The sequence below is a fragment of the Klebsiella pasteurii genome (assembly GCF_018139045.1).
Classification (GTDB): Bacteria; Pseudomonadota; Gammaproteobacteria; order Enterobacterales; family Enterobacteriaceae; genus Klebsiella; species Klebsiella grimontii.
On the sequence record NZ_CP073236.1, the window covers coordinates 2,196,474 to 2,218,703 of the forward strand.

The following is a 22,230-nucleotide window of genomic DNA, read 5'->3' on the forward strand; positions in this document are numbered from 1 at the left end:
CATGACGCAACCTCTGTTAGATATCGATAATCTCTCCATCGCCTTTCGTCAGCAGGGAGAAACCACTTCGGTCGTCAGCGAACTGTCGCTGCAGATTGCCGTCGGCGAGACCCTGGCGCTGGTCGGCGAGTCCGGCTCCGGTAAGAGCGTGACCGCGCTATCGGTGCTGCGGCTGCTCCCGTCGCCGCCGGTCAGCTATCCCACCGGCGATATCCGCTTTCACGGTCAGTCGCTACTGCATGCCGATGAACGCACCCTGCGCGGCGTGCGCGGTAACCGCATCGCGATGATCTTCCAGGAACCGATGGTTTCGCTTAATCCGCTGCATACCCTGGAAAAACAGCTGTACGAAGTGCTCTCCTTGCATCGCGGGATGCGTAAAGAAGCGGCCCGCGGAGAAATCCTCGACTGCCTGGAGCGCGTCGGGATCCGCAATGCGCCCCGGCGGCTGGCTGACTATCCGCATCAGCTCTCCGGCGGCGAGCGCCAGCGGGTGATGATCGCCATGGCGCTATTGACCCGCCCGGAGCTGCTTATCGCCGACGAACCCACAACCGCGCTGGACGTCTCGGTGCAGGCGCAAATCCTCACGCTGCTGCGCGAGCTGAAGCAAGAGTTAAATATGGGGCTGCTGTTTATCACCCATAATCTGAGCATCGTTCGTCAGCTCGCCGATCGCGTCGCGGTGATGCAGAATGGCCGCTGCGTTGAACAAAACGGCTGCCAGGCGCTGTTCTCCGCCCCCGAACACCCTTATACCCGCCGCCTGCTGGACAGCGAGCCGTCGGGCGATCCCGTCCCGCTCGCGCCCGATGCGCCGGTATTACTGCGGGCGGAAAACTTGAGTATCGCCTTTCCGATACGTAAAGGTCTGCTGCGACGGGTTGTCGATCATAACCGCGTCGTTAATGCCGTCAGCTTTCATTTGCGCGCGGGAGAAACGCTGGGGCTGGTCGGCGAGTCAGGATCGGGCAAAAGCACCACCGGGCTGGCGCTTCTGCGTCTGATTCATTCCGCTGGCGCGATCGCCTTTGACGGTGAGGCGCTTCAGGGACGCAACCGTCGGCAGATGCTGCCGCTACGTCGCCGCATGCAGGTGGTGTTTCAGGACCCTAACTCATCGCTAAACCCGCGGCTCAACGTGCTGCAAATTATTGAAGAGGGACTGCGCGTTCATCAGCCGACGCTTACGCCCGCCGAACGGGAACAGGCGGTGATTCAGGTGATGCAGGAGGTAGGGCTCGATCCGCAATCCCGGCATCGCTACCCTGCCGCCTTCTCCGGCGGCCAGCGTCAGCGCATCGCTATCGCCAGGGCGCTGGTCGTCAAACCGCAGCTTATTGTGTTGGATGAGCCAACCTCATCGCTGGATAAAACCGTGCAGGCGCAAATCCTCACTCTGCTGAAGGCGTTGCAGCAAAAGCATCAGCTGGCCTATATTTTTATCAGCCATGATTTACGCGTCGTGCGGGCGCTGTGTCATCAGGTAATGGTGCTGCGGCAGGGAGAAGTCGTCGAGCAGGGTGAGTGCGAGCGCGTATTTACCGCTCCGCAGCAGGAGTATACCCGTCAGCTGCTGGCGTTGAGCTGACGGTCAGAAGGGGTTGTTGCCGGAGAAGGGTTCTGCAATCGCCACGCCGAAATTTTTCAGGCGACAGGTTGCGGCAAATTCGTCCTGACGGTTAACAAACAGGCACGGTTCCCCTTCGCATTCAACGACAGAGCTATCGACCTCGATGTCGCTAAGCGCCTGGCTGAGCTTATGCATGACCGGCCACGCGCTTTCGCCATCGGGGCTGAGTAATTTCAACGCCACGAGGCTATTTTCGCTCTGGGCGCCGTTTTGCGGAATCGGTTCAACTCTTGAACCTGCAAAACCGGCCAGCCAGCGATAGCTCTGCGGCAGACGGTGTACGATAGAGAGTTGCAGTGTATTCACGTGTTTACCCCGGAAGCAAAATACTTCACAATAATTTTACATCAATACTAACACATTATTGACAACTAGTCCTGATCCTGCACAGAAAACGCTTACACCAGTGGCATAGCCGTGTTATTGGTTTGTAATGTAAAAGTTTATAATTGTGCAGGTGGAACATCTTCGGGCTATATGTACCCGTTTCTGTGATCTAAAACAACTTTTTTATCGCAATCATGCGACTTTTAGAGCGATTTGATTTTACATAAAATAAACAAATTACTGAACTGAGAAGCCGGATTCGGTTGACATGCATCAAAAAAAGGGGCGATATCGCCCCCTGAAAGTCGCTTAGCGCGCGGCTTTGCGCCGTCGGCTGGCGTAGAGATAAAAGAGGATGGAGCTGCTGGCGCAGAAGGCGATCGAAATCAGCATTGGCCAGGCGGTGGTAAACGTTGCCATCGATAGCAGCGCGCCGACAATGGCGCCAATGCCGAAACGGAAAGTGCCTGCCAGCGAGGAAGCCGTCCCGGCCATATGCGGAAACTCATCGAGAATCACCGCCATCGCGTTGGAAGAGACCATCGAAACGCAGCCGATGAAAGCCGCTACGCCAAACACCAGCGCCCAAAAACCCACGTCAAACAGCGCGCATACCACCATCCATACCGCCATGGCAAACTGGATCCACAGCCCGGCGCGGAACATATTTAGCGCCCCAACCCGCCGCACAAACCGGCTGTTGATCATAGTCATGACAAACAGGAACACGACGTTCAGCGCAAAATAGTAGCCAAAGTGCTGCGGCGAAACGTGGTTAATATTGATATACACAAACGGGCCGGCGCTCAGAAACGAGAACATCCCGGCGAAGCTAAAGCCGCTTGCCAGCATATAGCTAAGCACCCGCTTATGGCGAAACAGGGTCGCGAAGTTACCTAACGTAGTACGAATGTGAAACTTCTGCCGGCGTTCCGGCGGCAGGGTCTCGCTAATAAAGAACGCGATCATCGCCGAGGCTAAGAGTGCAGCCAGCGCGAGGATCCAGAATATCGCATGCCAGCTAAACCACACCAGCACAGCGCCGCCGACCATCGGCGCCACCAGCGGCGCGACGGTCGTCACCAGCATGACGAACGACATCATCCGCGAAAACTCTTCTTTGGGATAGATATCACGCATCAGGGCGTTAATCACCACGCTCGCCGCTGCGGCCGCCAGACCGTGGAAAAAGCGCATGGTAATCAACATATCGATAGTCTGCGACAGCGCGCAGGCCACCGCCGCCGCGGCAAAAACCAGCGTACCACCAAGAATAACCGGCTTACGCCCTAAGCTGTCCGCCATCGGGCCATACAACAGCTGGCCGAGGGCAAAGCCCAGAATATAGGTGCTCAGCGTCATCTGCGCGCTGCCGTCCGGCACGTTAAACTGCGCCGCGATCACCGGCAGCGCCGGAAGATACATATCAATCGACAGCGGCATTAACATCGCCAGCAGGCCTAGAATAAACACAATCCCTAACGAAGAATTCTGCTTTGCCGTCACGTTTTACTCCGCGCATGTTGGCCGCCGACGCTGGCAATTTCAGCTTCTGTCAGCGGACGATATTCACCGGGCGCCAGCGCCGCATCAAGCGCAATGTCGCCAATACGTTCGCGATGCAGGCCCACCACATGGTTACCCACCGCAGCAAACATTCGCTTAACCTGATGATAGCGCCCTTCGCTAATGGTCAGGCGGACCTCGGTCGGGGTCACGACTTCCAGCACCGCCGGTTTGGTCAGCTCTTTCTCATTATGCAGCTGAACGCCTTTGGCAAACTGCTCGGCGGTCGTCTCGTCAACCGGGTTTTCCAGCGTCACCAGATAGGTTTTTTCACAATGATGGCGAGGAGAAGTAATGCGGTGGGACCACTGGCCGTCGTCGGTCATCAGCACCAGCCCGGTCGTGTCGATATCCAGGCGACCCGCGGCATGCAGCTTGTGCGCCACCGGCACGTCGAGGAAATAAAGGACCGTTGGATGATCCGGATCGTCGGTGGAACACACGTACCCCTGCGGCTTGTTGAGCATAAAGTAGCGCGGGCCGGTCTGCTGAACCAGCGTATTGCCGTCATACTCGACGTCATGCTCCGGCAGAAGCTTGAAGGAGGAGTCTTTTACAATGTCGCCGTCCACGGTAACGCGGCTGCCGCGGATTTCACGCCCGGCAATAGCCCGGCTAACGCCAAGTTGCTGAGCGATAAACTTATCAAGTCGCATGAGATTTTTTAGCCTGTAAGAGTGCTGGAGCGGGCAACGCGCCCGAAAAAGAAGAATTTCATAGGTAGTATAACGAGCTATTAACACCACTCAAGGGAAAAGATTCGTGGCATACTATTCGCGAGTTAATTAACCGCTATAAATTCATGACCTTTACACTACGTCCCTACCAAAAAGAAGCGGTCGACGCCACGCTCGCCTGGTTTCGCCGCCACCATGAACCCGCCGCGATTGTCCTGCCGACCGGCGCAGGTAAAAGCCTGGTCATCGCCGAACTGGCGCGCCTGGCGCGCGGTCGGGTACTGGTGCTGGCGCACGTTAAAGAGCTGGTGGCACAGAACCACGCCAAGTATTGCGCGCTCGGTCTGGAGGCGGATATTTTCGCCGCGGGCCTTAAGCGCAAAGAGAGCCACGGTAAAGTGGTCTTTGGCAGCGTGCAGTCGGTCGCCCGCAACCTTGACCAGTTTCAGGGCGAGTTTTCGCTGCTGATCGTCGACGAGTGCCACCGCATCAGCGACGATGATGACAGCCAGTACCAGCAGATCATCAGCCACCTTCAGCAGGTCAATCCGCATCTGCGTCTGCTGGGGCTGACCGCCACGCCTTTTCGCCTCGGCAAGGGATGGATTTACCAATTCCACTACCACGGCATGGTGCGCGGCGATGAAAAAGCGCTGTTTCGCGACTGCATCTACGAGCTGCCGCTGCGCTATATGATTAAGAACGGCTATTTGACGCCGCCGGAGCGGCTGGATATGCCGGTGGTTCAGTATGACTTCAGCCGTCTCCAGGCGCAAAGCAATGGCTTGTTCAGCGAGTCCGACCTGAACCATGAGCTGAAAAAACAGCAGCGCGTCACGCCGCATATCGTTAGCCAAATCGTCGAGTTCGCCCACACGCGCAAAGGAGTGATGATTTTCGCCGCCACCGTTGAACACGCCCGCGAAGTGACCGGGTTACTTCCGCAGGGCGAAGCGGCTTTAATCACCGGTGAAACGCCGGGTCCAGAGCGCGATCGCATCATTGAAGCGTTTAAAGCCCAGCAGTATCGCTATCTGGTCAACGTCGCGGTGCTGACCACCGGATTTGATGCGCCGCATGTCGATCTGATCGCCATCCTGCGCCCGACCGAGTCGGTGAGTCTTTACCAACAGATCGTCGGCCGCGGCCTGCGCCTGGCGCCGGGTAAAACCGACTGCCTGATCCTTGATTACGCCGGGAATCCGCACGATCTCTATGCCCCGGAAGTGGGGACGCCGAAAGGAAAAAGCGACAACGTGCCGGTCCAGGTGTTTTGCCCGGCATGCGGTTTCGCCAATACTTTCTGGGGGAAAACCACCGCCGACGGCACGCTGATTGAACACTTTGGCCGCCGCTGCCAGGGCTGGTTTGAAGATGACGAAGGCCATCGCGAGCAGTGTGATTTTCGCTTTCGCTTCAAAAACTGCCCGCAGTGTAACGCGGAAAACGATATCGCCGCCCGCCGCTGCCGCGAGTGCGATACCATTCTGGTCGACCCCGATGACATGCTGAAAGCCGCGCTGAAGCTAAAAGACGCGCTGGTGCTGCGCTGTAGCGGAATGGATCTGCAGCACGGCGCGGATGATAAAGGCAACTGGCTGAAAATCACCTATTACGACGAAGATGGCGCGGAGGTCAGCGAGCGCTTCCGCCTGCATACCCCCGCCCAGCGCACCGCCTTTGAGCAGCTCTTTATCCGCCCACACACCCGAACGCCGGGCGTGCCGCTGCGCTGGATAACGCCCGCCGATATCCTCGCCCAGCAGGCGCTGCTGCGCCATCCGGACTTTGTCGTGGCGCGCATGAAGGGGCAATACTGGCAGGTGCGGGAGAAAGTATTTGATTATCAGGGCCGATTCCGCCGGGCCAATGAACTGCGTTAATCCTCCGTACGCCTGAGGTTTTGGTTGCCGCAAAAACGTATGGCGGCTATAATGCCGCCCGCTTTTGCATTCGCAAAGCAGATAATCTGCCTGCTGCTGGGTCGCCTGTAGCAGGATTTATATATAGAGAGACATCAATGTTTACTATCAATGCAGAATTACGTAAAGAGCAGGGTAAGGGTGCGAGCCGCCGCCTGCGTGCAGCTAACAAATTCCCGGCCATCATCTATGGCGGCGAAGCTGCGCCAGTAGCAATCGAACTGGATCACGACAAAGTGTGGAACATGCAGAACAACGCTGAGTTCTACAACGAAGTTCTGACCCTCGTTGTTGATGGCAAAGAAGAGAAAGTTAAAGCTCAGGCTGTTCAGCGTCACCCGTTCAAGCCGAAGCTGACTCACATCGACTTCGTTCGCGCTTAATCGCCGACTGAAAGTTGTATGGCAAACGCCCCGCTCCGCAAGGTTCGGGGCGTTTTGTTTATCGGGCTAACAACGTTGCCGCATTCAGTGCCAGATGCTGCAGCAGCATAATCGTTTTCGCATCGACGATTTCCCCTTCACCAATAGCCTGTAGCGCTTTTTCCAGCGGCCACTCCAGCACCTCGATATCTTCCCCTTCCGTCGCCAGACCGCCACCGCCACCGTCGCCGCGCCGATCGTCGGCAGAGTATTCGGCGATGAAAAAGTAAAGCTTCTCCGTCACCGAACCGGGGCTCATGTAAGCGGTGAATACCGGCTCAATCCGCGTGACGCGAAAACCGGTCTCCTCTTCGGCTTCGGCAACGATGCGCGCCTCCGGAGAAGCGTTATCCAGCAGTCCGGCTGCGGCTTCGATCAAAAAGCCATCATGACCGTTAATCCACACCGGAAAGCGAAACTGGCGAACCAGCACTACCGTTTGCTTTTCACGATTGTAGAGCAGGATCACCGCGCCGTTGCCGCGGTCGTAAGCTTCCCGACTCAGCTCCTGCCAGCGCCCGTCCCGGCGTAATAATTCGAAGGTATATTTCTTGAGTGTGTACCAGTTGTCCGATAATAGCGTTTCGCGAATATGGCGAACGCGCGGTGCATCATCGTGCATGTTTTTCCCCTTTTAGGTGACAGAGAGCAACATAACATGCATAATCGTGCACAAACAAGATCACTCATGAAGGTATTTTGATGCTTGCCAGCCAGAGAAAACAGCAGATTTTGCAGATCCTCGCCGAGGAAAAACAGGTAATGTCAGGGGATCTCAGCCAGCGCTTTAGCGTCTCAGAAGACTCCATTCGCCGGGATCTGCGGGAGCTGGCCGCGGAAGGCAAACTGCAGCGCGTCCACGGCGGCGCGCTGCCGGTTTCCGAAGCCATCGCGCCCATTGAAACAAGAAAGAGCGTGCAAATCGCCTCAAAGCAGACCATTGCCCAGCGCGCGGTAGAGCTCATTCAACCCGGCCAGGTAGTGATTATCGACGGCGGCACCACCACCGGAGAGATGGTACGTCTGCTACCGGCTACCCTCGCGTGTACAGTTGTCACCCATAGCCCGGGGATCGCCGTCGCGCTGGTGGATAAACCGTTGATCGAGGTGATTTTGATTGGCGGCCGGTTGTTTAAACATTCGGTGGTCAGCGTCGGGTCCGCCGCCCTGGAAAGTATCTCCCGCATCAATGCCGATCTGTTTTTTATGGGCGTCACCGGCGTTCACCCGCGGGCGGGATTCACCACCGGCGATTATGAAGAAGCGGGAATCAAGCGCGCGCTGGCGACGCGGGCTGCCGAAACGGTGGTGATGGCGTCACAAGAGAAGCTGAACTCCGCGTCGGCCTTTGCTATCGGCGAGCTGGGTCTGGTCAGTACGCTGATCGTGGATACGACATTAGATGAGGCGCTGCGCCAGCAGTTAGCCATCGATGGCGTAGAGATCGTCTGCGCCGGATAGCTCAGGCCTAAGGCTAAAAAAATCCCGACTCGGCGTCGGGATTTCGCGTTTTAATTTCCGCCGGAGGTGCGGCGCTGCAGCTGATCGCGCAGGTTAGGCGGCGTGCCTTTAATGGTTAGGGTATCCGTGGCCGGATCCCAGAACACCCGCTCGCCCAGCAGCATCGCGTCAAAGTTGATGGTTAACCCGCCGCCGCTGCCGGCAAACTTGGTTAATTGACGCAAAGTGCTGCGATCCGCCGGGAAACTCTCTTCCAGCTCGTAGCCCTGTTCCGCGGTAAATTCCTGAAACGTCTTCTCGCTGACGCCCGCCAGCTCTTTTGATAGCGACTCCAGCTCGATTTCCTCACCGGCCTGCAGCTGTTCGTTGCAGTAGCTGTATACCTGCTGGCGCACGTTTTGACGCTCAGATTTATCCAGCTGCGCATCGGCGGCGAAATCATCCAGCGCCTGCAGCAGGCCGCGGTTCTGCGCTTTCGCGTTCAGCCCTTCGCTAGCGCCGAGGAAGTCCATAAAGAAATCCGCCACCTTGCGCCCTACCCGGCCTTTCAGGAAGGTCAGGTAGCGCGTTGACTCCGGGTTGGTTTCCCACTCGGTTAAATCAATACGGGCGACGATATCCGCGTGATTGATATCCAGATAATGGGTGGAGCTGATATCCAGCTCTTCATTAACGCGCATGCTGCTTAAGTTGTTCAGCACCGCCACCATCAGATATTCCACCGCCAGATAGCGATACTGGCAAAACAGCACGATTCCGCCTTCAGCAAAGGGATATTTTGCCAGTTCGTCGCGCAGGCGACCGGTAGCGGCGCGGCTAAACGGCAGGAACGCTTCTTCGCCCTTACGCTGCCCGCGCAGCGCCTGCGCCAGCTCGCTCTCTTCATTAAACAGGCCGTAGGCTTTATTTTTCGCGCTGTAGACACGATGCAGTTCGGCCATCATCTCCACCACCGTCGCCGTCGGCTCCAGCAGTGACTCGCGCAGCACCAGCTCCAGATTTTGTTCATCACGTTTGATTAACTGATGCAGGGCAATCTGGTCGATATCCAGACTCATGTTAAACTCTCCTTTTAGACCGGGCGGTATTCAACCACCGGCGGGGCGACGACGCAACCGCCGCGTGACTCTTTGCGAGCGAAGCCGCGCGCTTTTGCGTCGCGGCGAAAAAATGCGGAAAAAAAGCTGCTGCTACGGTAATATGTTGCCCTTTCACGAACAAACAGATTTTGAGTTTATGCCGCAATTATCCCGCTATAGCGATGAACACGTCGAACAGCTGCTCAGCGAGCTGACGAGCGTTCTGGAAACACATAAAGCGCCCGTTGACCTGTCACTGATGGTACTGGGCAATATGGTGACTAACCTGATCAATAGTAGCGTCGCGCCGGCGCAGCGTCAGGCCATCGCCCGTTCTTTTGCCCAGGCGCTGCAGTCATCTATCAACGACGATCCGGCGCACTAAGGATAACGAACAACAGTATATGGTGACTCTTCGTCAGCCCTACCGAGAAAAAGTCTCCCAGATGGTCAGTTGGGGGCACTGGTTCGCCCTTTTCAACATGTTGTTGGCTATGGTGCTCGGCAGTCGCTATCTGTTTGTCGCCGACTGGCCAACGACGCTTGCCGGACGCCTCTTTTCGTACGTCAGTCTCGTTGGTCACTTCAGCTTCCTGGTCTTTACCAGCTACGTGCTGATTCTTTTCCCGCTGACTTTTATCGTCGTCTCTCAGCGCTTAATGCGCTTTATCTCGGTTGTTCTGGCGACCGTGGGCATGACGCTGCTGCTGATCGATAGCGAAGTTTTCACCCGTTTTCACCTGCATCTTAATCCCTTTGTCTGGGAACTGGTGATTAACCCTGACCAGAACGAGATGGCGCGCGACTGGCAGCTGATGTTTATCAGCGTGCCGATCATTTTCCTGCTGGAGATGCTGTTTGCGACCTGGAGCTGGCAGAAGCTGCGCAGCCTGACGCGTCGCCGCCACTATGCGCGTCCCGTTGCCTGGTTCTTCTTTATTTCTTTTATCAGTAGCCACCTGGTCTATATCTGGGCGGACGCCAATTTCTATCGCCCAATAACCATGCAGCGGGCCAACCTGCCGCTTTCCTATCCGATGACGGCGCGCCGTTTCCTCGAAAAACACGGTCTGCTCGACGCGCAGGACTACCAGCGCCGCCTGGTGGAACAAGGCGCGCCGGAAGCCGTCTCGGTGCAATACCCGCTGAGCGATCTGCGTTATCGCGATCTCGGTACCGGCTATAATGTGCTGCTGATTACCGTTGATAATCTTAATTATTCACGCTTTGAGAAAAACATGCCGGCGCTGGCCGGGTTCGCGAAAGAGAACGTTAACTTTACCCAGCATATGAGCTCCGGCAACACCGCTGACAGCGGCATGTTTGGCCTGTTCTACGGTATTTCGCCGAGCTATATGGACGGCGTCCTCTCAGCGCGTATTCCCGCAGCGCTGATTACTTCGCTGAACCAACAGGGCTACCAGCTGGGCCTGTTCTCGTCCGACGGTTTTAGCAGCCCGCTCTACCGCCAGGCGCTGCTGTCCGATTTTTCACTGCCAGCCGCGAAAGCGCAAAGCGATGAGCAGACGGCTAACCAGTGGATTAACTGGCTGGACCGCTACGCCCAGGATGAAAACCGCTGGTTCTCATGGGTTTCGCTCAACGGCACCACCCTTGACGACGGTCAGCAGCAAAACTTTGTCCGTCGCTACAGCAGCGCTGCCGGTGCGGTCGATACGCAAATTGGTCGCGTGCTGAACGCGCTGCGCGAAGCGGGCAAGCTCGACAACACGGTGGTGATCGTGACGGCGGGCCGCGGAATGCCGCTGAACCCGCAGCATGAGCAGTTTGGCTGGTCTCGTGAGCAGCTGCAGGTTCCCTTAGTGATCCATTGGCCAGGTACGCCGGCTCAGGAAATCGCGACACTGACGGATAACAAAGACGTGATGACGACGCTGATGCAGCGTTTGCTCCACGTTTCGACCCCGGCAAACGAGTATTCGCAAGGCGAAGATCTGTTTAGCGCCGCCCGTCGCCGTGCCTGGGTCACCGCAGCGAATAGCGATACGCTGGCCATTACCACGCCGAAGGTCACCGTCGTGCTTAATCACAACGGTACTTACCGAACATGGAACAGCGACGGCGAGAAAATTAACGATCAAAAACCGCAGCTCAGCCTGTTGCTGCAGGTGCTGACCGATGAAAAACGCTTTATCGCTAACTGATTGATTATTTATAAATCAATCAGTCATTTCCCGGCTTGCATTCGCTTGGGGAACGGGTAATATTGTTCCCCACGAATCGGCACGTAGCGCAGCCTGGTAGCGCACCGTCATGGGGTGTCGGGGGTCGGAGGTTCAAATCCTCTCGTGCCGACCAAATTATTCACCGATTAAATCGGTAACCCCTTAAGAACCCGCACTCTTACAAAGACTGCGGGTTTTTTAATGTCATATATCCTCCCTGTTCTCAGCAAACTGCACCAGCCACTTTGATTGTAAATCATGGAAAAGCTTCTATTATTTGATGGTACACGTCATTTTTATGAAGGATTCACATGAGAGTTAATGGACTTACGAAGGGATTTTTCATCCTGATCGTGCTGATCGTCACCCTTGCTTTTTTCGACGTTCTCTCCCCCTATTATTCAGCTATTTTATGGGCAGCAATTCTGGCGGTAATCTTCCACCCGGTGAAGAACAAACTGCGCGATCGGATTGGCGAGCGCAACGGCCTGGCGGCGTTTCTAACGATAGTGATTATCTGTCTGATCGTGTTTACCCCTCTGGCGATCATACTCTCGTCGCTGGCCTTCGAGCTAAACGTGGTTTACACCAAACTGCAGCATAACGATACCCAGTTCCCGACTGTGGTAGCCAGCCTCTTTGCGCACCTGCCAGAATGGGCAAGGAGCTTCCTCTCAGAGCATAACCTTGATAGCGCGGAACAAATTCAGCGCCAGCTTTCGGACGTTGCGCTTAAAGGAGGCCAGTACCTGGCCGGTAGCGCATTCTTGATTGGTAAAGGCACGTTCGGTTTTACCATCAGCTTCGGCATCATGCTTTACCTGCTGTTTTTCCTGCTAAAAGATGGTCCGTACCTGGTCAGGCTGATCCTTGAATCCCTGCCGCTATCAAATCACGTGAAGCAGCATCTTTTCGCCAAATTTGCCGCCGTCTCCAGAGCAACCGTCAAAGGTACCGTGGCGGTCGCCCTCGCGCAGGGCGCGCTTGGCGGACTGGCGTTCTGGATCGTGGGTCTTGATGGCAGCATCCTGTGGGGCGCGCTGATGGCGTTTCTGTCGCTCATTCCGGCGGTGGGCTCGGCGATCATCTGGGTTCCTGCGGCGGTCTATCTCTTCGCGACCGGTCAGCTATGGCAGGGGGCGTTTATCGTTGGCTTTTTTGTGATCATCGTCGGCCTGGTCGATAACATTCTCCGCCCTTTACTGGTTGGCAAAGATACCAAAATGCCGGACTACCTGATCCTGATCACCACCATCGGCGGCATGGAAATCTACGGCATCAACGGCTTTGTTATCGGCCCGCTGATCGCCGCCCTGTTTATCGCTTGCTGGAACCTGCTGTCCGGACGCGATCACGCCGGAAATATCGACGAGCTTGATGAGGATTTCTTAGAAGAGGGTAAAAATCACGAGGAGTAACGCGTTCCTTTTGGACCGCCGCAGCGCAGGCATACAGGGGGAACATATCCCCCCGATCGGCGCTTTTATTTGGCGTAGCCTTTAAACACGCCGTCCTGAGTGACGGCAATTTTACCGTTGGCGTAAACGATAAAGTTGTAAAGCCCCTGCTGGTAAACGGTCGCGTCTTTATTTTTCTCAATCACCGCCGCCGCTTTACCATCAATACTTAAGCCGGTACTGGTGCCTTTAATCTCCATGCCGTTAAAATGCCGGGTTTTCACCTTCGCGCTCTGACTATGCTGAACGGCAGCAGCGGCGTTTTCTAAGGCCTGCTTCTCATAAGCTGCATTCATCGAGGCCTGACGATTTTGCTCCGCTAAGTAGCAGGTATCGCGGGAAATCCCCTTGGCCTCGCAGTTCGCCAAACGCTGTGCCTCGGAAGTGCACCCTGCCAATAGCGAAAAAACCGCCAGCGACGCAACCAGTAAAACCTTTTTCACTTTCATCTACCATCACTCATATCAATTATTTAAATGAACAATTCCCTTTCAATTAATTTCCCTTATAAAACATTCTAAATGACGGAAGATAAATATAACGAATGAAATAATTTCATATGTAAATTAATTCTTTTGTTGATCATAATCATTTTAAAATTCACATTACCAATAATTGGCTGCAAGGGGAAACCGCGGACTGCCGTAGGGGATGAACAACTGCCTCCACCACACCAGCAGAACTTATAACTAGAAACTATGAAAACTTTGGTAAACACCACTACCCATAACGCAAACCAATGCTAACATTGTGCTGTTTATGATTGATAACAAAGGATTACTCTCGTGAAAAAAATCACTACGTTTGCCGCCTCCCTGCTGGCCATCGCCTGCGTTTCCGCGAGCGCCGTTGCTGCTGAGCAGCCGCTGGAAAAAATCGCTCCGTATCCTAAGGCGGAACAAGGGATGAAGCGTCAAGTGATTCAGCTGCCGCAGCAGCAGGATGAGTCCGCATTAAAAGTAGAGCTGTTAATTGGCCAGACGCTGGAAGTCGACTGCAATCGCCACCGCCTTGGCGGCCAGCTGGAAAGCAGAACCCTGGAAGGCTGGGGCTACGACTACTACGTGTTTGATAAAGTGACGTCACCCGTCTCAACCATGATGGCCTGCCCGGACGGTAAAAAAGAGAAACAGTTTGTGATGGCTGGCCTGGGCGATGCGGGAATGCTGCGTTACAACAGCAGGTTACCTATTGTGGTTTACACCCCGGCTAATATCGACGTGAAATATCGTATCTGGCGAGCGGACGAAACCATCGGCACTGCCGTTGAGCGTTAATGGTTAAGTCAGATTCCGGCGGCCAGAGCCGCCGGAAAGCATTTACAGCGCGATATCCGCGATAGGTTTGCCTTCAGGCAGCGGTTTCAACGTCGCCTGCGGCACATCGTCAGCAGCGGTAAGCGGCTCATAGTGCAATTCCAGCACTTCGCTGGTCCACGCCAACGCCCTTTCAATTTCCGCCGCGTTGCCATCCAGACGCGTACCGTAGCTCGGTATGATCGCTTTCAGTTTCGCCTGCCAGTCCGCGGAGTTAATCTTCTCTTTGAACACTTTCTCCATCAGTTGCAGCATGATTGGCGCCGCAGTGGAAGCCCCCGGCGAGGCGCCCAGCAGCGCGGCAACGGTACCTTCATCATCGCTGACGACTTCGGTACCCAGACGCAGAACGCCGCCCTTCTTCTCATCACGCTTGATAATCTGCACGCGCTGGCCGGCCTGCCATAAGCGCCAGTCTTCTTTGCGCGCTTCCGGGTAATACTCGCACAGCGCCGCGTGACGATCTTTGTCCTTTTGCAGCACCTGGCTAATCAGGTATTTGACCAGATCGAAGTTATCCAGCCCGACGTTGAGCATCGGCATGATGTTCGACGTGTTGGTGGAAGCCAGCAGATCCCAAAGCGAACCATTTTTCAGGAAGCGGGTTGAGAAGGTCGCGAACGGCCCAAACAGCACCACGCGTTTGCCGTCGATAATACGAGTGTCGATGTGCGGAACCGACATCGGCGGCGCGCCCACTTCCGCCTGGCCATAGACTTTAGCCAGATGATGGTTAACCACTTCCGGGTTCTCACAGACCAGGAACTGACCGCCGACCGGGAAGCCCGCGTACTCCTTCGCCTGCGGAATAGCGGTTTCCTGCAGTAGGGTCAGCGCGGCGCCGCCGGCGCCGATAAAGATAAATTTAGCCCTGATAACCCGTTTCTGGTGGCGATTGTTCGCATCCGCCAGCGTGACGCTCCAGCTATTGTCGGCGTTGCGCTTAAAGCGACGTACCACGGTACCCAGCTGAAGCGAGAAATTGTCATGGGTTTGCAGCCCGGCGATCAGCTGACGGGTGATTTCACCGTAGTTCACGTCGGTGCCGACTTCCGAGCGGGTTGCGGCCACCTTCTGCTGCGGATCGCGTCCTTCCATCACCAGCGGAGCCCACTCTTTAATTTGTTGATGATCTTCGGAGTAGCGGATACCGCGGAACAGCTCGCTTTGTTGTAACGCCGCATAGCGGGCGCGCAGGAAGTTAACGTTGTCTTCGCCCCAGACGAAGCTCATGTGCGGCACGCTGTTAATAAAGGATTTAGGCTTTTTCAGAATGCCCCGGGTCACCTGGTGGGCCCAAAACTGACGAGAAATCTGGAAAGATTCGTTGATATCGACCGCTTTATCGATATTGATACCGTTAGCGGTTTGCGGCGTATAGTTCAATTCCATCAGCGCCGCGTGGCCGGTGCCCGCGTTGTTCCATCCGTTCGAGCTCTCTTCCGCGACGCTGGACATCTGCTCGACCATGGTAATAGACCAGTCCGGCTCCAGTTCCTGCAGCCAGGTTCCCAACGTGGCGCTCATGATGCCGCCGCCAATCAACAATACATCCGTCTCTTGCTCATGGCGGGTGTTGGTCCGAGTGTTATTGGAACCAACCGCCTGTGAGCTGGGTACGGCCATCTTTTTCTTCATCGGATTTGAGCCTTACTTTACTCGCTTTTTTATTTAGCGCAGGTGAAACGATTCTCGGCTTCAAAGGTAACACTGAAGAAAAAAAATTTAAATATTGTTTAAATTTTAAGTTGAGTTTTGAGATCTGTTATAAAAATGTTTAATAAACGTGTATCGCAAATCACATTTTGTACTGGTGTCAGCGACGCTTACGCGCTATTATCCTCGGTTTTGTGACCGACCGCACGTAAGCAGCGATCGATCCTGCCGCCAAATTTTTAAAATCTGCGAACTTTTTTTATGCCTCCAGTTTCTGATCCCGCTACCTCCGCTGACGCTGGCGCATTAGGCCAGATACTGCGTTCGCCCGCGCTGCTGACGCGTGAAACGTTGGCTGGCGTGCTCACCGCACTGGCGCTCATCCCTGAGGTCATCTCCTTCTCGGTTATCGCTGGCGTTGACCCGAAAGTTAGCCTGATTGCCTCCGTGGTGCTGTGTATGGCGATGTCGCTCCTGGGCGGACGGCCAGCCATGGTCACCGCGGCCGCCGGATCGGTGGCGCTGGTTATTGGTCCAATGGTGCATCAATACGGCGTCGGCTACATTCTGCCAGCGGTCGTGATGGCAGGCGTTATTCAAATTTTGTTTGGCATTTGCGGCATGGCGCGCCTGATGCGCTTTATCCCGCAGCCGGTGATGACCGGTTTTGTTAACGCGCTGGGTATTCTCATCTTTTTTGCTCAGGTACCGCATTTCTGGAGCAAGCAGCCGCTGATTATCGGCCTGTTCGTGTTAACGCTGCTGATTGTGCTGTGGGCGCCGCGCTTTATTAAGGCAGTCCCTTCTCCGCTGATTGCTATCGTTCTGTTGACCCTGTTTACCGTTTTCAGCGGCCAGCTGCTGCCGACCGTCGGCGACGAAGGCTCCATGAGCGGCGGACTGCCGGGATTAACCAGCCTGATGGTGCCTCTGGACTTAACCACGCTGAGCATCATCTGGCCCTGCGCGCTGAGCATCGCTTTTGTCGGCCTGATGGAGTCACTTCTGACGGCGAAGCTGGTCGATGATTTGACCCATACCCCTTCCAGTAAGGCGCGCGAGAGCGCCGGTCTGGGCATCGCCAATATCCTCGCCGGGTTTTATGGCGGCATCGCCGGATGCGCAATGATCGGCCAGACCATCGTTAACGTTGAAATGGGTAAAGCGCGCAGCCGCGTCTCGACCATTGTCGCAGGCCTGGTGCTCCTCCTGCTGGTGACCGCGCTCAGCGAAGTGATGGCGAAAATCCCGATGGCCGTTCTCGCCGGCGTGATGGTGATTGTGGCGGTAAAAACCTTTAGCTGGCACAGCGTTCGTCCGGCGGAGCTGGCGCGCAACCCGTGGCCGGAAACGCTGGTGATGCTGGTAACCGTCGGCGCGACCGTCGGCACCAGCAATCTGGCAATTGGCGTCCTGGCAGGCCTGGTTTCGATGGTGCTGATCCCCCGTCGCCTGCGTAATCAAGCGCGGTCTACATCAGAAAAATCGTCGCCAGCCCAAGAAAAATAAAGAATCCGCCGGTGTCGGTAATCGCGGTAATCATCACGCTGGAGCCGACCGCCGGATCGCGACCTAGCTTAACCATCACCATCGGGATAATCACGCCCATCATCGCCGCCATTAGCAGGTTGAGCATCATCGCCAGGGTCATCACGGCGCCAAGCTGCGGATCGTCATACAGCCACCAGGTAATGGCCCCCATGATCCCGCCCCAGACGATCCCATTGATCAGCGCAACACCCATCTCACGCAGGATCAGAAACGAAAAGCTTCCCGGCTGAATATGCTGTAACGCCATTGCCCGTACGATCATGGTGATCGTCTGATTGCCGGTGTTGCCGCCGATCCCGGCGACAATCGGCATCAGTGAGGCCAGCGCCACCAGCTGGGAGATGGTGTGTTCGAAACCGTCGATAACGCGGGAGGCGATAAATGCGGTGCATAGATTCACCGCCAGCCAGGCCCAGCGGGTCTTCACCGCCTTACTGACCGGGGCAAAAACGTCGTCGTCGTTGCTCAGGCCGCCCATCCGGCGTAAATCGTTGTCCGTCTCTTCATAGACCACATCAACGATCTCATCGATAGTTAAACGCCCCATCAGCTTGCCGTCGGCATCAATCACCGCGGCGCTGAGTAAGTCATCACGTTCAAAAGTACGCGCCACTTTTTCCGCATCCTCGTGCGGCTGGAAGGTGACGGGATCGCCTTCCATCACTTCCCCTACCCGCTTCTGCGCATCGTTAAGCAGAATGGTTTGCAGCTCGAGTTCGCCGAGCAGCAGCTTATTGCGGGTGGTAACAAACAGTTTGTCGGTGTTCTCCGGCATTTTCCCTAATCGCCGCAGATAGCGCTGTACCGCCGCAAGGGTGGCTTCCGGACGAACGGTAATGACCTCAAACTCCATGATCGCGCCGACGGTATTGTCGGCGTAGCGCATCATCTGGCGAATACGCGCGCGCTTATCCGCGGGCAGCGTTGCCAGCAAACGTCCGGTCAGATCGCGCGGCAGGTGCTGCAGCAGGTAGACCTGTTCATCAATATCGAGATTTTGCAGCGCGAACAGCAGGTCGTGATCGCTCATTTCCTCAATGAGGTCGCCCCAGACGCTTTCCGATGCCTCCAGCAGCACTTCACCGCGCTTATCGTCAGCGACCAGCCGCCAGAGCGCGTTGCGCGCATCATAAGGCAGAGCCTCAAGCGCATCGGCAAGGTCCGGGGGCGGCAGGTGGGAAACCAGCATCTCCACTTCCGCCAGATCGTCGGCAAGCGTGCTGTCATCGTAACGTTCAGCGAGGGTTAATTTCCCCAGCAGCGAAGATGTGACGGCTTTATCAGTGCTCAGGAGCCAAATGAGGCGGGCGCGCTCTTCGTCACGCAATCTGGCGCTTTTTTTATGCAAAACGGACATCGGTCAGGCAATCCTTGTAAAAATATCTGTCAGACCAGCAGGCCGGAAGCCTTAAGCATAGCGCGAGGAGGCGGAAATAATAACCGCTATGAATTCAGTCGACGGAAAAAACAGCAGCCTGCGGGAAGCCCGGAGGTCGGCTGGCGCCTCCGGGACGGCATAAAGCGATCAGGCGGTACGGGCGACCGCGTCGCGCGTCGCCAGCTCGCGCTCATTTCCGGTCAGCTCAGACAACTGGCCGCCGCGCATTTCCAGCAGCCTGTCGGCGTGCTGAAAGTAGTGATCGTCATGGCTAATAGCAAAGAGGGTTTTACCCATCTCCTTCATCAGCGGCAGCAGCACCTGGTAGAATTCACGGCGGAAATGGGGGTCCTGATCCGCCGCCCATTCATCAAGCATAATGATATCTCTGTCTTCCGCTAACGCCAGCAGCAGCGCCACGCGCTTTTTCTGCCCTTTTGACAGCTTCAGGTCGAGGATTTTGCCATCGTCGAGCCGTAGCTTATGGTTCATCTGCAGATAACCCAGCCACTGCTCCACCAGCGCCGGGTCAGCCGCCTTTCCTTCCGGCCCCAGCAGTCTGTCAAACAGCCAGACGTCGGTAAACACCGCCGAGAACAGCTTGCGATAATCTTCCGGCTTATCCGCCGCCATCGGCTGCCCGTCGACCAGGATCTGCCCGGAAAGGGGCTGATACAAACCGGTCAACAACATAGCCAACGTCGATTTCCCGCTACCGTTGCCGCCAATCAGAAAGACCAGTTCGCCGCGCTTGAGGGTCATATTAATCGGCCCAACCGCAAAGCTGTTGTCAGCATAATGGAAGGTGATGTCGCGCAGCTCGAGCGTCTGCCAGTGGGGATGCGCCTGCGGCTGCGGAAATTCAGCGCGGTACGGCGCGAGCGAAAACTTATTCAGCTTGTTGAATGCCACCTGCGCGCTGAGCAGAGTGGGCAGCGCGCCTACCGCCGAGAGCAGCGGCGTGCGCAGGAATAATAGGGTCAACGAGTAGGTCGCCGCCACCGCCGTATCGGCCCAGCCCAGGCTGTTGGCCATCCAGAAGACCAGGCCAATCGCGCCCAGCATCATAATATTCGACCAGTTAACCGCGCTCAGATGGAAGGTATCGGCGCGAACAATATGGTGCCGGTATTCTCGCGCATCCGGCAGATAGAGCTGATTAAACACATATTCGGCGCGCTCGCGGTTGAGAGTGAGTTCTTTGCGACCTTCGAGCACCGTCTGGTAGTCGTGATATAGCTTATCTTCGCTTTCGCGCAGCGACGCCATATGCTTATAAACCCGCGATACCAGCATAAATCCGCCCCAGATGGTCAACGCCAGCCACAGGGCGGTAACCAGCATCATTTTTTCCGACAGCCAGGCCAGATAGGCGGCGGAACCGAAGGTGAGAATAATCCCCTGCACCAGCTCCGGCAGGCGCACGAAGGCAATGGTGATATTACGGATATCGCTGGTTAACCCGGCCAGCAGAGACGCGCTGCCGATTTTCTCGATCTTCTCGATTTGCGTATCCAGAATGCGCTTAATAAATTCGCCGCGCAGGCGGTAGACGAAATGGTGGCCAAGCGTGGTCAGCGCCAGCTGCGAGCCGAGGGTGACCGCCATCAATAGCAGTAGCAGCCCGAGGAACTCCGGCAGGACCGTCAGGGAGGTATCGACAAGGGTTATCAGGCGCAGGTTAATGAAGGCGATAAGCCCAATACCCAGCGCCGCGCTCAGCAGGCTCAAGGCAATGACGGAGATAAACGGCCAGCGATATTGACGCCAGACAAGAAGAAGAAGTTCCATAACGCATAATCCGGGCAAGCAAAAACAGCCAGCAGTTTAAACTGCTCGACGATGACAGCAAGAATAATTCTTATTTTTATTCTTTATTACCCGCCAGGCGGAAAGTGAGATTGTAACGACAGGCGCCGGTCTCCGGGTGGATGCCCTCTTTGAGCGGCTGAATACCGTGGTAAAACAGCCGCGATTCGCCGCCCCAGACCACCACATCGCCGTGCTCCAGCAGCACACGCTGTAGCGGATCGTTACGCCGCAGCCCGCCGAACTGAAATATTGCCGGCAGCCCCAGCGAGACGGAGACAATCGGCGCTCGCAGGTTATGCTCGTCTTTATCCTGATGCAGCGACAGCTTCGCGCCGGGCTGGTAGCGGTTGATAAGACAAGCATCCGGGGTAAAGCGCGCATAGCCAGCCGCCGCCGCGGCCTCTGCGGCCAGCTCGCGGAAAGGCGGCGGCATCTGCGGCCAGCGCTTGCCGGTCAGCGGATCGTCGGCAGCATAAAGATAGCCATACTGGTTCGTCGTCCAGCCCAGCTCGCCGCAGTTGGTCATCGCCACCGACATCGTATAACCGCCGGGGGTGACCATCTGGCGAAAAGGCGAACGATCGGCAATCCCGGCGATTGCCTGCAACAGCGCCGGGGCGCGCTCTCGGGCGTAGCGGCGCAAAATTATCGCCCCCGGAGCCAGCGGCTCCTGCCAGGGCGGCGTATCGGCAAAAAGATCGAACATTATTTCTCCTCGGATGACGCTTCTCGCGCCAGCAACAGCGCCTTGCGCGCCGTTCCCCAACGATAGCCGGATAGCGCCCCATCTTGGCGAACGACCCGATGGCAGGGAATAACCAGCGCCAGCTTATTAGCGGCGCAGGCGCTTGCCACCGCTCTCACCGCGCGGGGGCGGCCGATACTTTGCGCGACCTGGCGATAGCTGCGGGTCTCTCCCGCCGGGATCTGACGCAGCGCCTGCCAGACCTGAAGCTGAAAAGCCGTGCCGCGCAAATCCAACGGCAGGGAAAACGGCTGCCGGTGGTCATCAAGATGGGAAAATACCTGCGCCACCCGCTGACGAAAAGCATCATCGCCCGGATGCAGCCGCGCATTGGGAAACAGGCTGGCTAATTCAGCGTAGAGCAAAGCATCGCTCTCTCCCGGCAGCACGGCGCACACGCCCCGCTTACTCTCAGCCACCAGACAGCGTCCCAGCGGACCATCGCCGCATACCCAGGTAATATCGAGATCCTCGCCGCCGCGGCGAAACTGGCGGGCGGTCATCCCCAGCGCGGCATCTGCCTGCTGATAGTAGCTGCTATTGTCCGGGAAGCCGGCCGACAGCGCCGCATCGGTAATTTTCTCCCCCTGCCCCAGCGCTTCGCGTAAACGGCGAGCGCGCCAGGCCTGTTGCCAGGCTTTAGGGGTCATTCCGGTGACGGATTTAAAGAGGCGGTGAAAATGAAAGGGGCTGAGCGCGGCCTGACGCGCCAGCGCCTCCAGCGTCACCGGCATTTCCTGCTCCAGCAGACGGCACGCGGCGGCCACTTTCTCTACCTTCTGCTGCTGCGGGTCGGTTTTTTCCGGCTGGCAGCGTTTGCAGGGGCGAAAGCCTTCCGCCTGCGCGGTTGCAACGTCAGGGTAAAAGCGAACATTTTCCCGCAGCGCGCGACGCGAACGACAGGACGGACGGCAGCAAACGCCGGTGGTCAGCACGGCAAAAACAAACTGACCATCGGCGCGGGCATCACGTTCGCATACCGCCTGCCAGCGGCGCTCATCGGTATCAATCATTATCGGTTTCATCACGGACTCCTGCTGTA

20 protein-coding genes and 1 tRNA gene are annotated in these 22,230 nt (G+C 56.5%); 10 read left to right on the forward strand and 11 right to left on the reverse strand.

Annotated features, from left to right (window positions below; all coding sequences use genetic code 11):
• Window position 1: 1 nt before the first annotated feature.
• Window positions 2-1,591 (forward strand): microcin C ABC transporter ATP-binding protein YejF, encoded by a 1,590-nt coding sequence (yejF, locus tag KCG39_RS10230; RefSeq protein ID WP_032741910.1) that lies wholly within the window; start codon window positions 2-4, stop codon window positions 1,589-1,591.
• Between the two features lie 3 nt (window positions 1,592-1,594).
• On the opposite strand, the gene KCG39_RS10235 is transcribed toward yejF, so the two are convergent.
• The 3 genes from KCG39_RS10235 to rsuA all read right to left on the reverse strand — a co-directional run bounded on the left by KCG39_RS10235 (window position 1,595) and on the right by rsuA (window position 4,182).
• Window positions 1,595-1,939, reverse strand: coding sequence for a YejG family protein (locus tag KCG39_RS10235; RefSeq protein ID WP_004122937.1), 345 nt, complete (start codon window positions 1,937-1,939; stop codon window positions 1,595-1,597).
• Window positions 1,940-2,269: 330 nt separating this feature from the next.
• Window positions 2,270-3,466 carry a Bcr/CflA family multidrug efflux MFS transporter gene (locus KCG39_RS10240; protein ID WP_004122939.1) on the reverse strand — a complete coding sequence of 399 codons (1,197 nt, stop codon included), beginning with the start codon at window positions 3,464-3,466 and terminating at the stop codon, window positions 2,270-2,272.
• Window positions 3,463-4,182 carry a 16S rRNA pseudouridine(516) synthase RsuA gene (gene rsuA / locus KCG39_RS10245; RefSeq protein WP_087829141.1) on the reverse strand — a complete coding sequence of 240 codons (720 nt, stop codon included), beginning with the start codon at window positions 4,180-4,182 and terminating at the stop codon, window positions 3,463-3,465. The genes KCG39_RS10240 and rsuA overlap by 4 nt, the downstream gene beginning before the upstream one ends.
• 146 nt (window positions 4,183-4,328) lie before the next feature.
• Between rsuA and radD the strand changes: the two genes are divergently transcribed.
• Together radD and rplY are read left to right on the forward strand one after the other, a co-directional pair.
• Entirely contained in the window at window positions 4,329-6,086 is a 1,758-nt protein-coding gene (gene radD, locus KCG39_RS10250) for a DNA repair helicase RadD (protein ID WP_049112169.1), read from the forward strand.
• Window positions 6,087-6,223: 137 nt separating this feature from the next.
• Window positions 6,224-6,508: a 50S ribosomal protein L25 gene (gene rplY, locus KCG39_RS10255; RefSeq protein WP_004122948.1), complete on the forward strand. Its 285-nt coding sequence runs from the start codon at window positions 6,224-6,226 to the stop codon at window positions 6,506-6,508.
• Between the two features lie 58 nt (window positions 6,509-6,566).
• Here the strand turns inward: rplY and KCG39_RS10260 are convergent, their stop codons facing one another.
• Window positions 6,567-7,169 (reverse strand): NUDIX domain-containing protein, encoded by a 603-nt coding sequence (locus KCG39_RS10260; RefSeq protein ID WP_142467999.1) that lies wholly within the window; start codon window positions 7,167-7,169, stop codon window positions 6,567-6,569.
• An 80-nt stretch (window positions 7,170-7,249) separates the two neighbouring features.
• On the opposite strand from KCG39_RS10260, the gene KCG39_RS10265 reads away from it, so the two are divergent.
• On the forward strand, window positions 7,250-8,008 hold the full coding sequence (locus KCG39_RS10265) for a DeoR/GlpR family DNA-binding transcription regulator (protein WP_004122952.1): 759 nt from the start codon (window positions 7,250-7,252) through the stop codon (window positions 8,006-8,008).
• Window positions 8,009-8,058: 50 nt separating this feature from the next.
• Here the strand turns inward: KCG39_RS10265 and yejK are convergent, their stop codons facing one another.
• On the reverse strand, window positions 8,059-9,066 hold the full coding sequence (yejK, locus tag KCG39_RS10270; protein WP_004122954.1) for a nucleoid-associated protein YejK: 1,008 nt from the start codon (window positions 9,064-9,066) through the stop codon (window positions 8,059-8,061).
• A 178-nt stretch (window positions 9,067-9,244) separates the two neighbouring features.
• Here yejK and KCG39_RS10275 point away from each other — a divergent pair, with 178 nt between their 5' ends.
• From KCG39_RS10275 to KCG39_RS10290, 4 genes are all read left to right on the forward strand, one after another.
• On the forward strand, window positions 9,245-9,472 hold the full coding sequence (locus KCG39_RS10275; RefSeq protein ID WP_004133900.1) for a YejL family protein: 228 nt from the start codon (window positions 9,245-9,247) through the stop codon (window positions 9,470-9,472).
• Between the two features lie 19 nt (window positions 9,473-9,491).
• Complete coding sequence (gene yejM, locus KCG39_RS10280; protein WP_004122956.1) at window positions 9,492-11,252, forward strand: LPS biosynthesis-modulating metalloenzyme YejM; 1,761 nt, start codon at window positions 9,492-9,494, stop codon at window positions 11,250-11,252.
• A gap of 77 nt (window positions 11,253-11,329) precedes the next feature.
• Window positions 11,330-11,406, forward strand: a tRNA-Pro gene (locus tag KCG39_RS10285).
• Window positions 11,407-11,584: 178 nt separating this feature from the next.
• The gene (locus tag KCG39_RS10290) at window positions 11,585-12,691 is read left to right on the forward strand and encodes an AI-2E family transporter (protein ID WP_004123009.1); all 1,107 of its coding nucleotides are present in this window, start codon (window positions 11,585-11,587) and stop codon (window positions 12,689-12,691) included.
• A gap of 65 nt (window positions 12,692-12,756) precedes the next feature.
• Here KCG39_RS10290 and KCG39_RS10295 read toward each other — a convergent pair whose 3' ends face one another.
• On the reverse strand, window positions 12,757-13,179 hold the full coding sequence (locus tag KCG39_RS10295; protein ID WP_087829143.1) for a hypothetical protein: 423 nt from the start codon (window positions 13,177-13,179) through the stop codon (window positions 12,757-12,759).
• Between the two features lie 336 nt (window positions 13,180-13,515).
• Between KCG39_RS10295 and eco the strand changes: the two genes are divergently transcribed.
• Complete coding sequence (gene eco, locus KCG39_RS10300) at window positions 13,516-14,007, forward strand: serine protease inhibitor ecotin (RefSeq protein WP_004123012.1); 492 nt, start codon at window positions 13,516-13,518, stop codon at window positions 14,005-14,007.
• Window positions 14,008-14,049: 42 nt separating this feature from the next.
• Here the strand turns inward: eco and mqo are convergent, their stop codons facing one another.
• On the reverse strand, window positions 14,050-15,684 hold the full coding sequence (mqo, locus tag KCG39_RS10305) for a malate dehydrogenase (quinone) (protein WP_142468000.1): 1,635 nt from the start codon (window positions 15,682-15,684) through the stop codon (window positions 14,050-14,052).
• A gap of 279 nt (window positions 15,685-15,963) precedes the next feature.
• Here mqo and KCG39_RS10310 point away from each other — a divergent pair, with 279 nt between their 5' ends.
• On the forward strand, window positions 15,964-17,211 hold the full coding sequence (locus tag KCG39_RS10310; RefSeq protein WP_004123015.1) for a SulP family inorganic anion transporter: 1,248 nt from the start codon (window positions 15,964-15,966) through the stop codon (window positions 17,209-17,211).
• On the opposite strand, the gene mgtE is transcribed toward KCG39_RS10310, so the two are convergent.
• From mgtE to ada, 4 genes are all read right to left on the reverse strand, one after another.
• On the reverse strand, window positions 17,174-18,610 hold the full coding sequence (gene mgtE / locus KCG39_RS10315) for a magnesium transporter (RefSeq protein WP_004123017.1): 1,437 nt from the start codon (window positions 18,608-18,610) through the stop codon (window positions 17,174-17,176). The two genes, KCG39_RS10310 and mgtE, sit on opposite strands and share 38 nt — an antisense overlap.
• A gap of 168 nt (window positions 18,611-18,778) precedes the next feature.
• The gene (locus tag KCG39_RS10320) at window positions 18,779-20,422 is read right to left on the reverse strand and encodes a multidrug ABC transporter permease/ATP-binding protein (protein ID WP_211811597.1); all 1,644 of its coding nucleotides are present in this window, start codon (window positions 20,420-20,422) and stop codon (window positions 18,779-18,781) included.
• Window positions 20,423-20,498: 76 nt separating this feature from the next.
• On the reverse strand, window positions 20,499-21,149 hold the full coding sequence (alkB, locus tag KCG39_RS10325) for a DNA oxidative demethylase AlkB (protein ID WP_004123021.1): 651 nt from the start codon (window positions 21,147-21,149) through the stop codon (window positions 20,499-20,501).
• Window positions 21,149-22,213, reverse strand: coding sequence for a bifunctional DNA-binding transcriptional regulator/O6-methylguanine-DNA methyltransferase Ada (ada, locus tag KCG39_RS10330; RefSeq protein ID WP_004123023.1), 1,065 nt, complete (start codon window positions 22,211-22,213; stop codon window positions 21,149-21,151). The genes alkB and ada overlap by 1 nt, the downstream gene beginning before the upstream one ends.
• Window positions 22,214-22,230 lie beyond the last annotated feature (17 nt).

What these genes read in the sequence shown, in the direction of transcription:
- yejF (WP_032741910.1), top strand. Translation starts at nt 2, where the DNA reads ATGACGCAACCTCTGTTAGATATCGATAATCTCTCCATCGCCTTTCGT.
- KCG39_RS10260 (WP_142467999.1), bottom strand. Translation starts at nt 7,169, where the DNA reads ATGCACGATGATGCACCGCGCGTTCGCCATATTCGCGAAACGCTATTA.
- KCG39_RS10290 (WP_004123009.1), top strand. Translation starts at nt 11,585, where the DNA reads ATGAGAGTTAATGGACTTACGAAGGGATTTTTCATCCTGATCGTGCTG.
- rsuA (WP_087829141.1), bottom strand. Translation starts at nt 4,182, where the DNA reads ATGCGACTTGATAAGTTTATCGCTCAGCAACTTGGCGTTAGCCGGGCT.
- mqo (WP_142468000.1), bottom strand. Translation starts at nt 15,684, where the DNA reads ATGAAGAAAAAGATGGCCGTACCCAGCTCACAGGCGGTTGGTTCCAAT.
- yejM (WP_004122956.1), top strand. Translation starts at nt 9,492, where the DNA reads ATGGTGACTCTTCGTCAGCCCTACCGAGAAAAAGTCTCCCAGATGGTC.
- rplY (WP_004122948.1), top strand. Translation starts at nt 6,224, where the DNA reads ATGTTTACTATCAATGCAGAATTACGTAAAGAGCAGGGTAAGGGTGCG.
- yejK (WP_004122954.1), bottom strand. Translation starts at nt 9,066, where the DNA reads ATGAGTCTGGATATCGACCAGATTGCCCTGCATCAGTTAATCAAACGT.
- ada (WP_004123023.1), bottom strand. Translation starts at nt 22,213, where the DNA reads ATGAAACCGATAATGATTGATACCGATGAGCGCCGCTGGCAGGCGGTA.
- alkB (WP_004123021.1), bottom strand. Translation starts at nt 21,149, where the DNA reads ATGTTCGATCTTTTTGCCGATACGCCGCCCTGGCAGGAGCCGCTGGCT.
- KCG39_RS10295 (WP_087829143.1), bottom strand. Translation starts at nt 13,179, where the DNA reads ATGAAAGTGAAAAAGGTTTTACTGGTTGCGTCGCTGGCGGTTTTTTCG.
- KCG39_RS10320 (WP_211811597.1), bottom strand. Translation starts at nt 20,422, where the DNA reads ATGGAACTTCTTCTTCTTGTCTGGCGTCAATATCGCTGGCCGTTTATC.
- KCG39_RS10310 (WP_004123015.1), top strand. Translation starts at nt 15,964, where the DNA reads ATGCCTCCAGTTTCTGATCCCGCTACCTCCGCTGACGCTGGCGCATTA.
- radD (WP_049112169.1), top strand. Translation starts at nt 4,329, where the DNA reads ATGACCTTTACACTACGTCCCTACCAAAAAGAAGCGGTCGACGCCACG.
- mgtE (WP_004123017.1), bottom strand. Translation starts at nt 18,610, where the DNA reads ATGTCCGTTTTGCATAAAAAAAGCGCCAGATTGCGTGACGAAGAGCGC.
- KCG39_RS10275 (WP_004133900.1), top strand. Translation starts at nt 9,245, where the DNA reads ATGCCGCAATTATCCCGCTATAGCGATGAACACGTCGAACAGCTGCTC.
- KCG39_RS10265 (WP_004122952.1), top strand. Translation starts at nt 7,250, where the DNA reads ATGCTTGCCAGCCAGAGAAAACAGCAGATTTTGCAGATCCTCGCCGAG.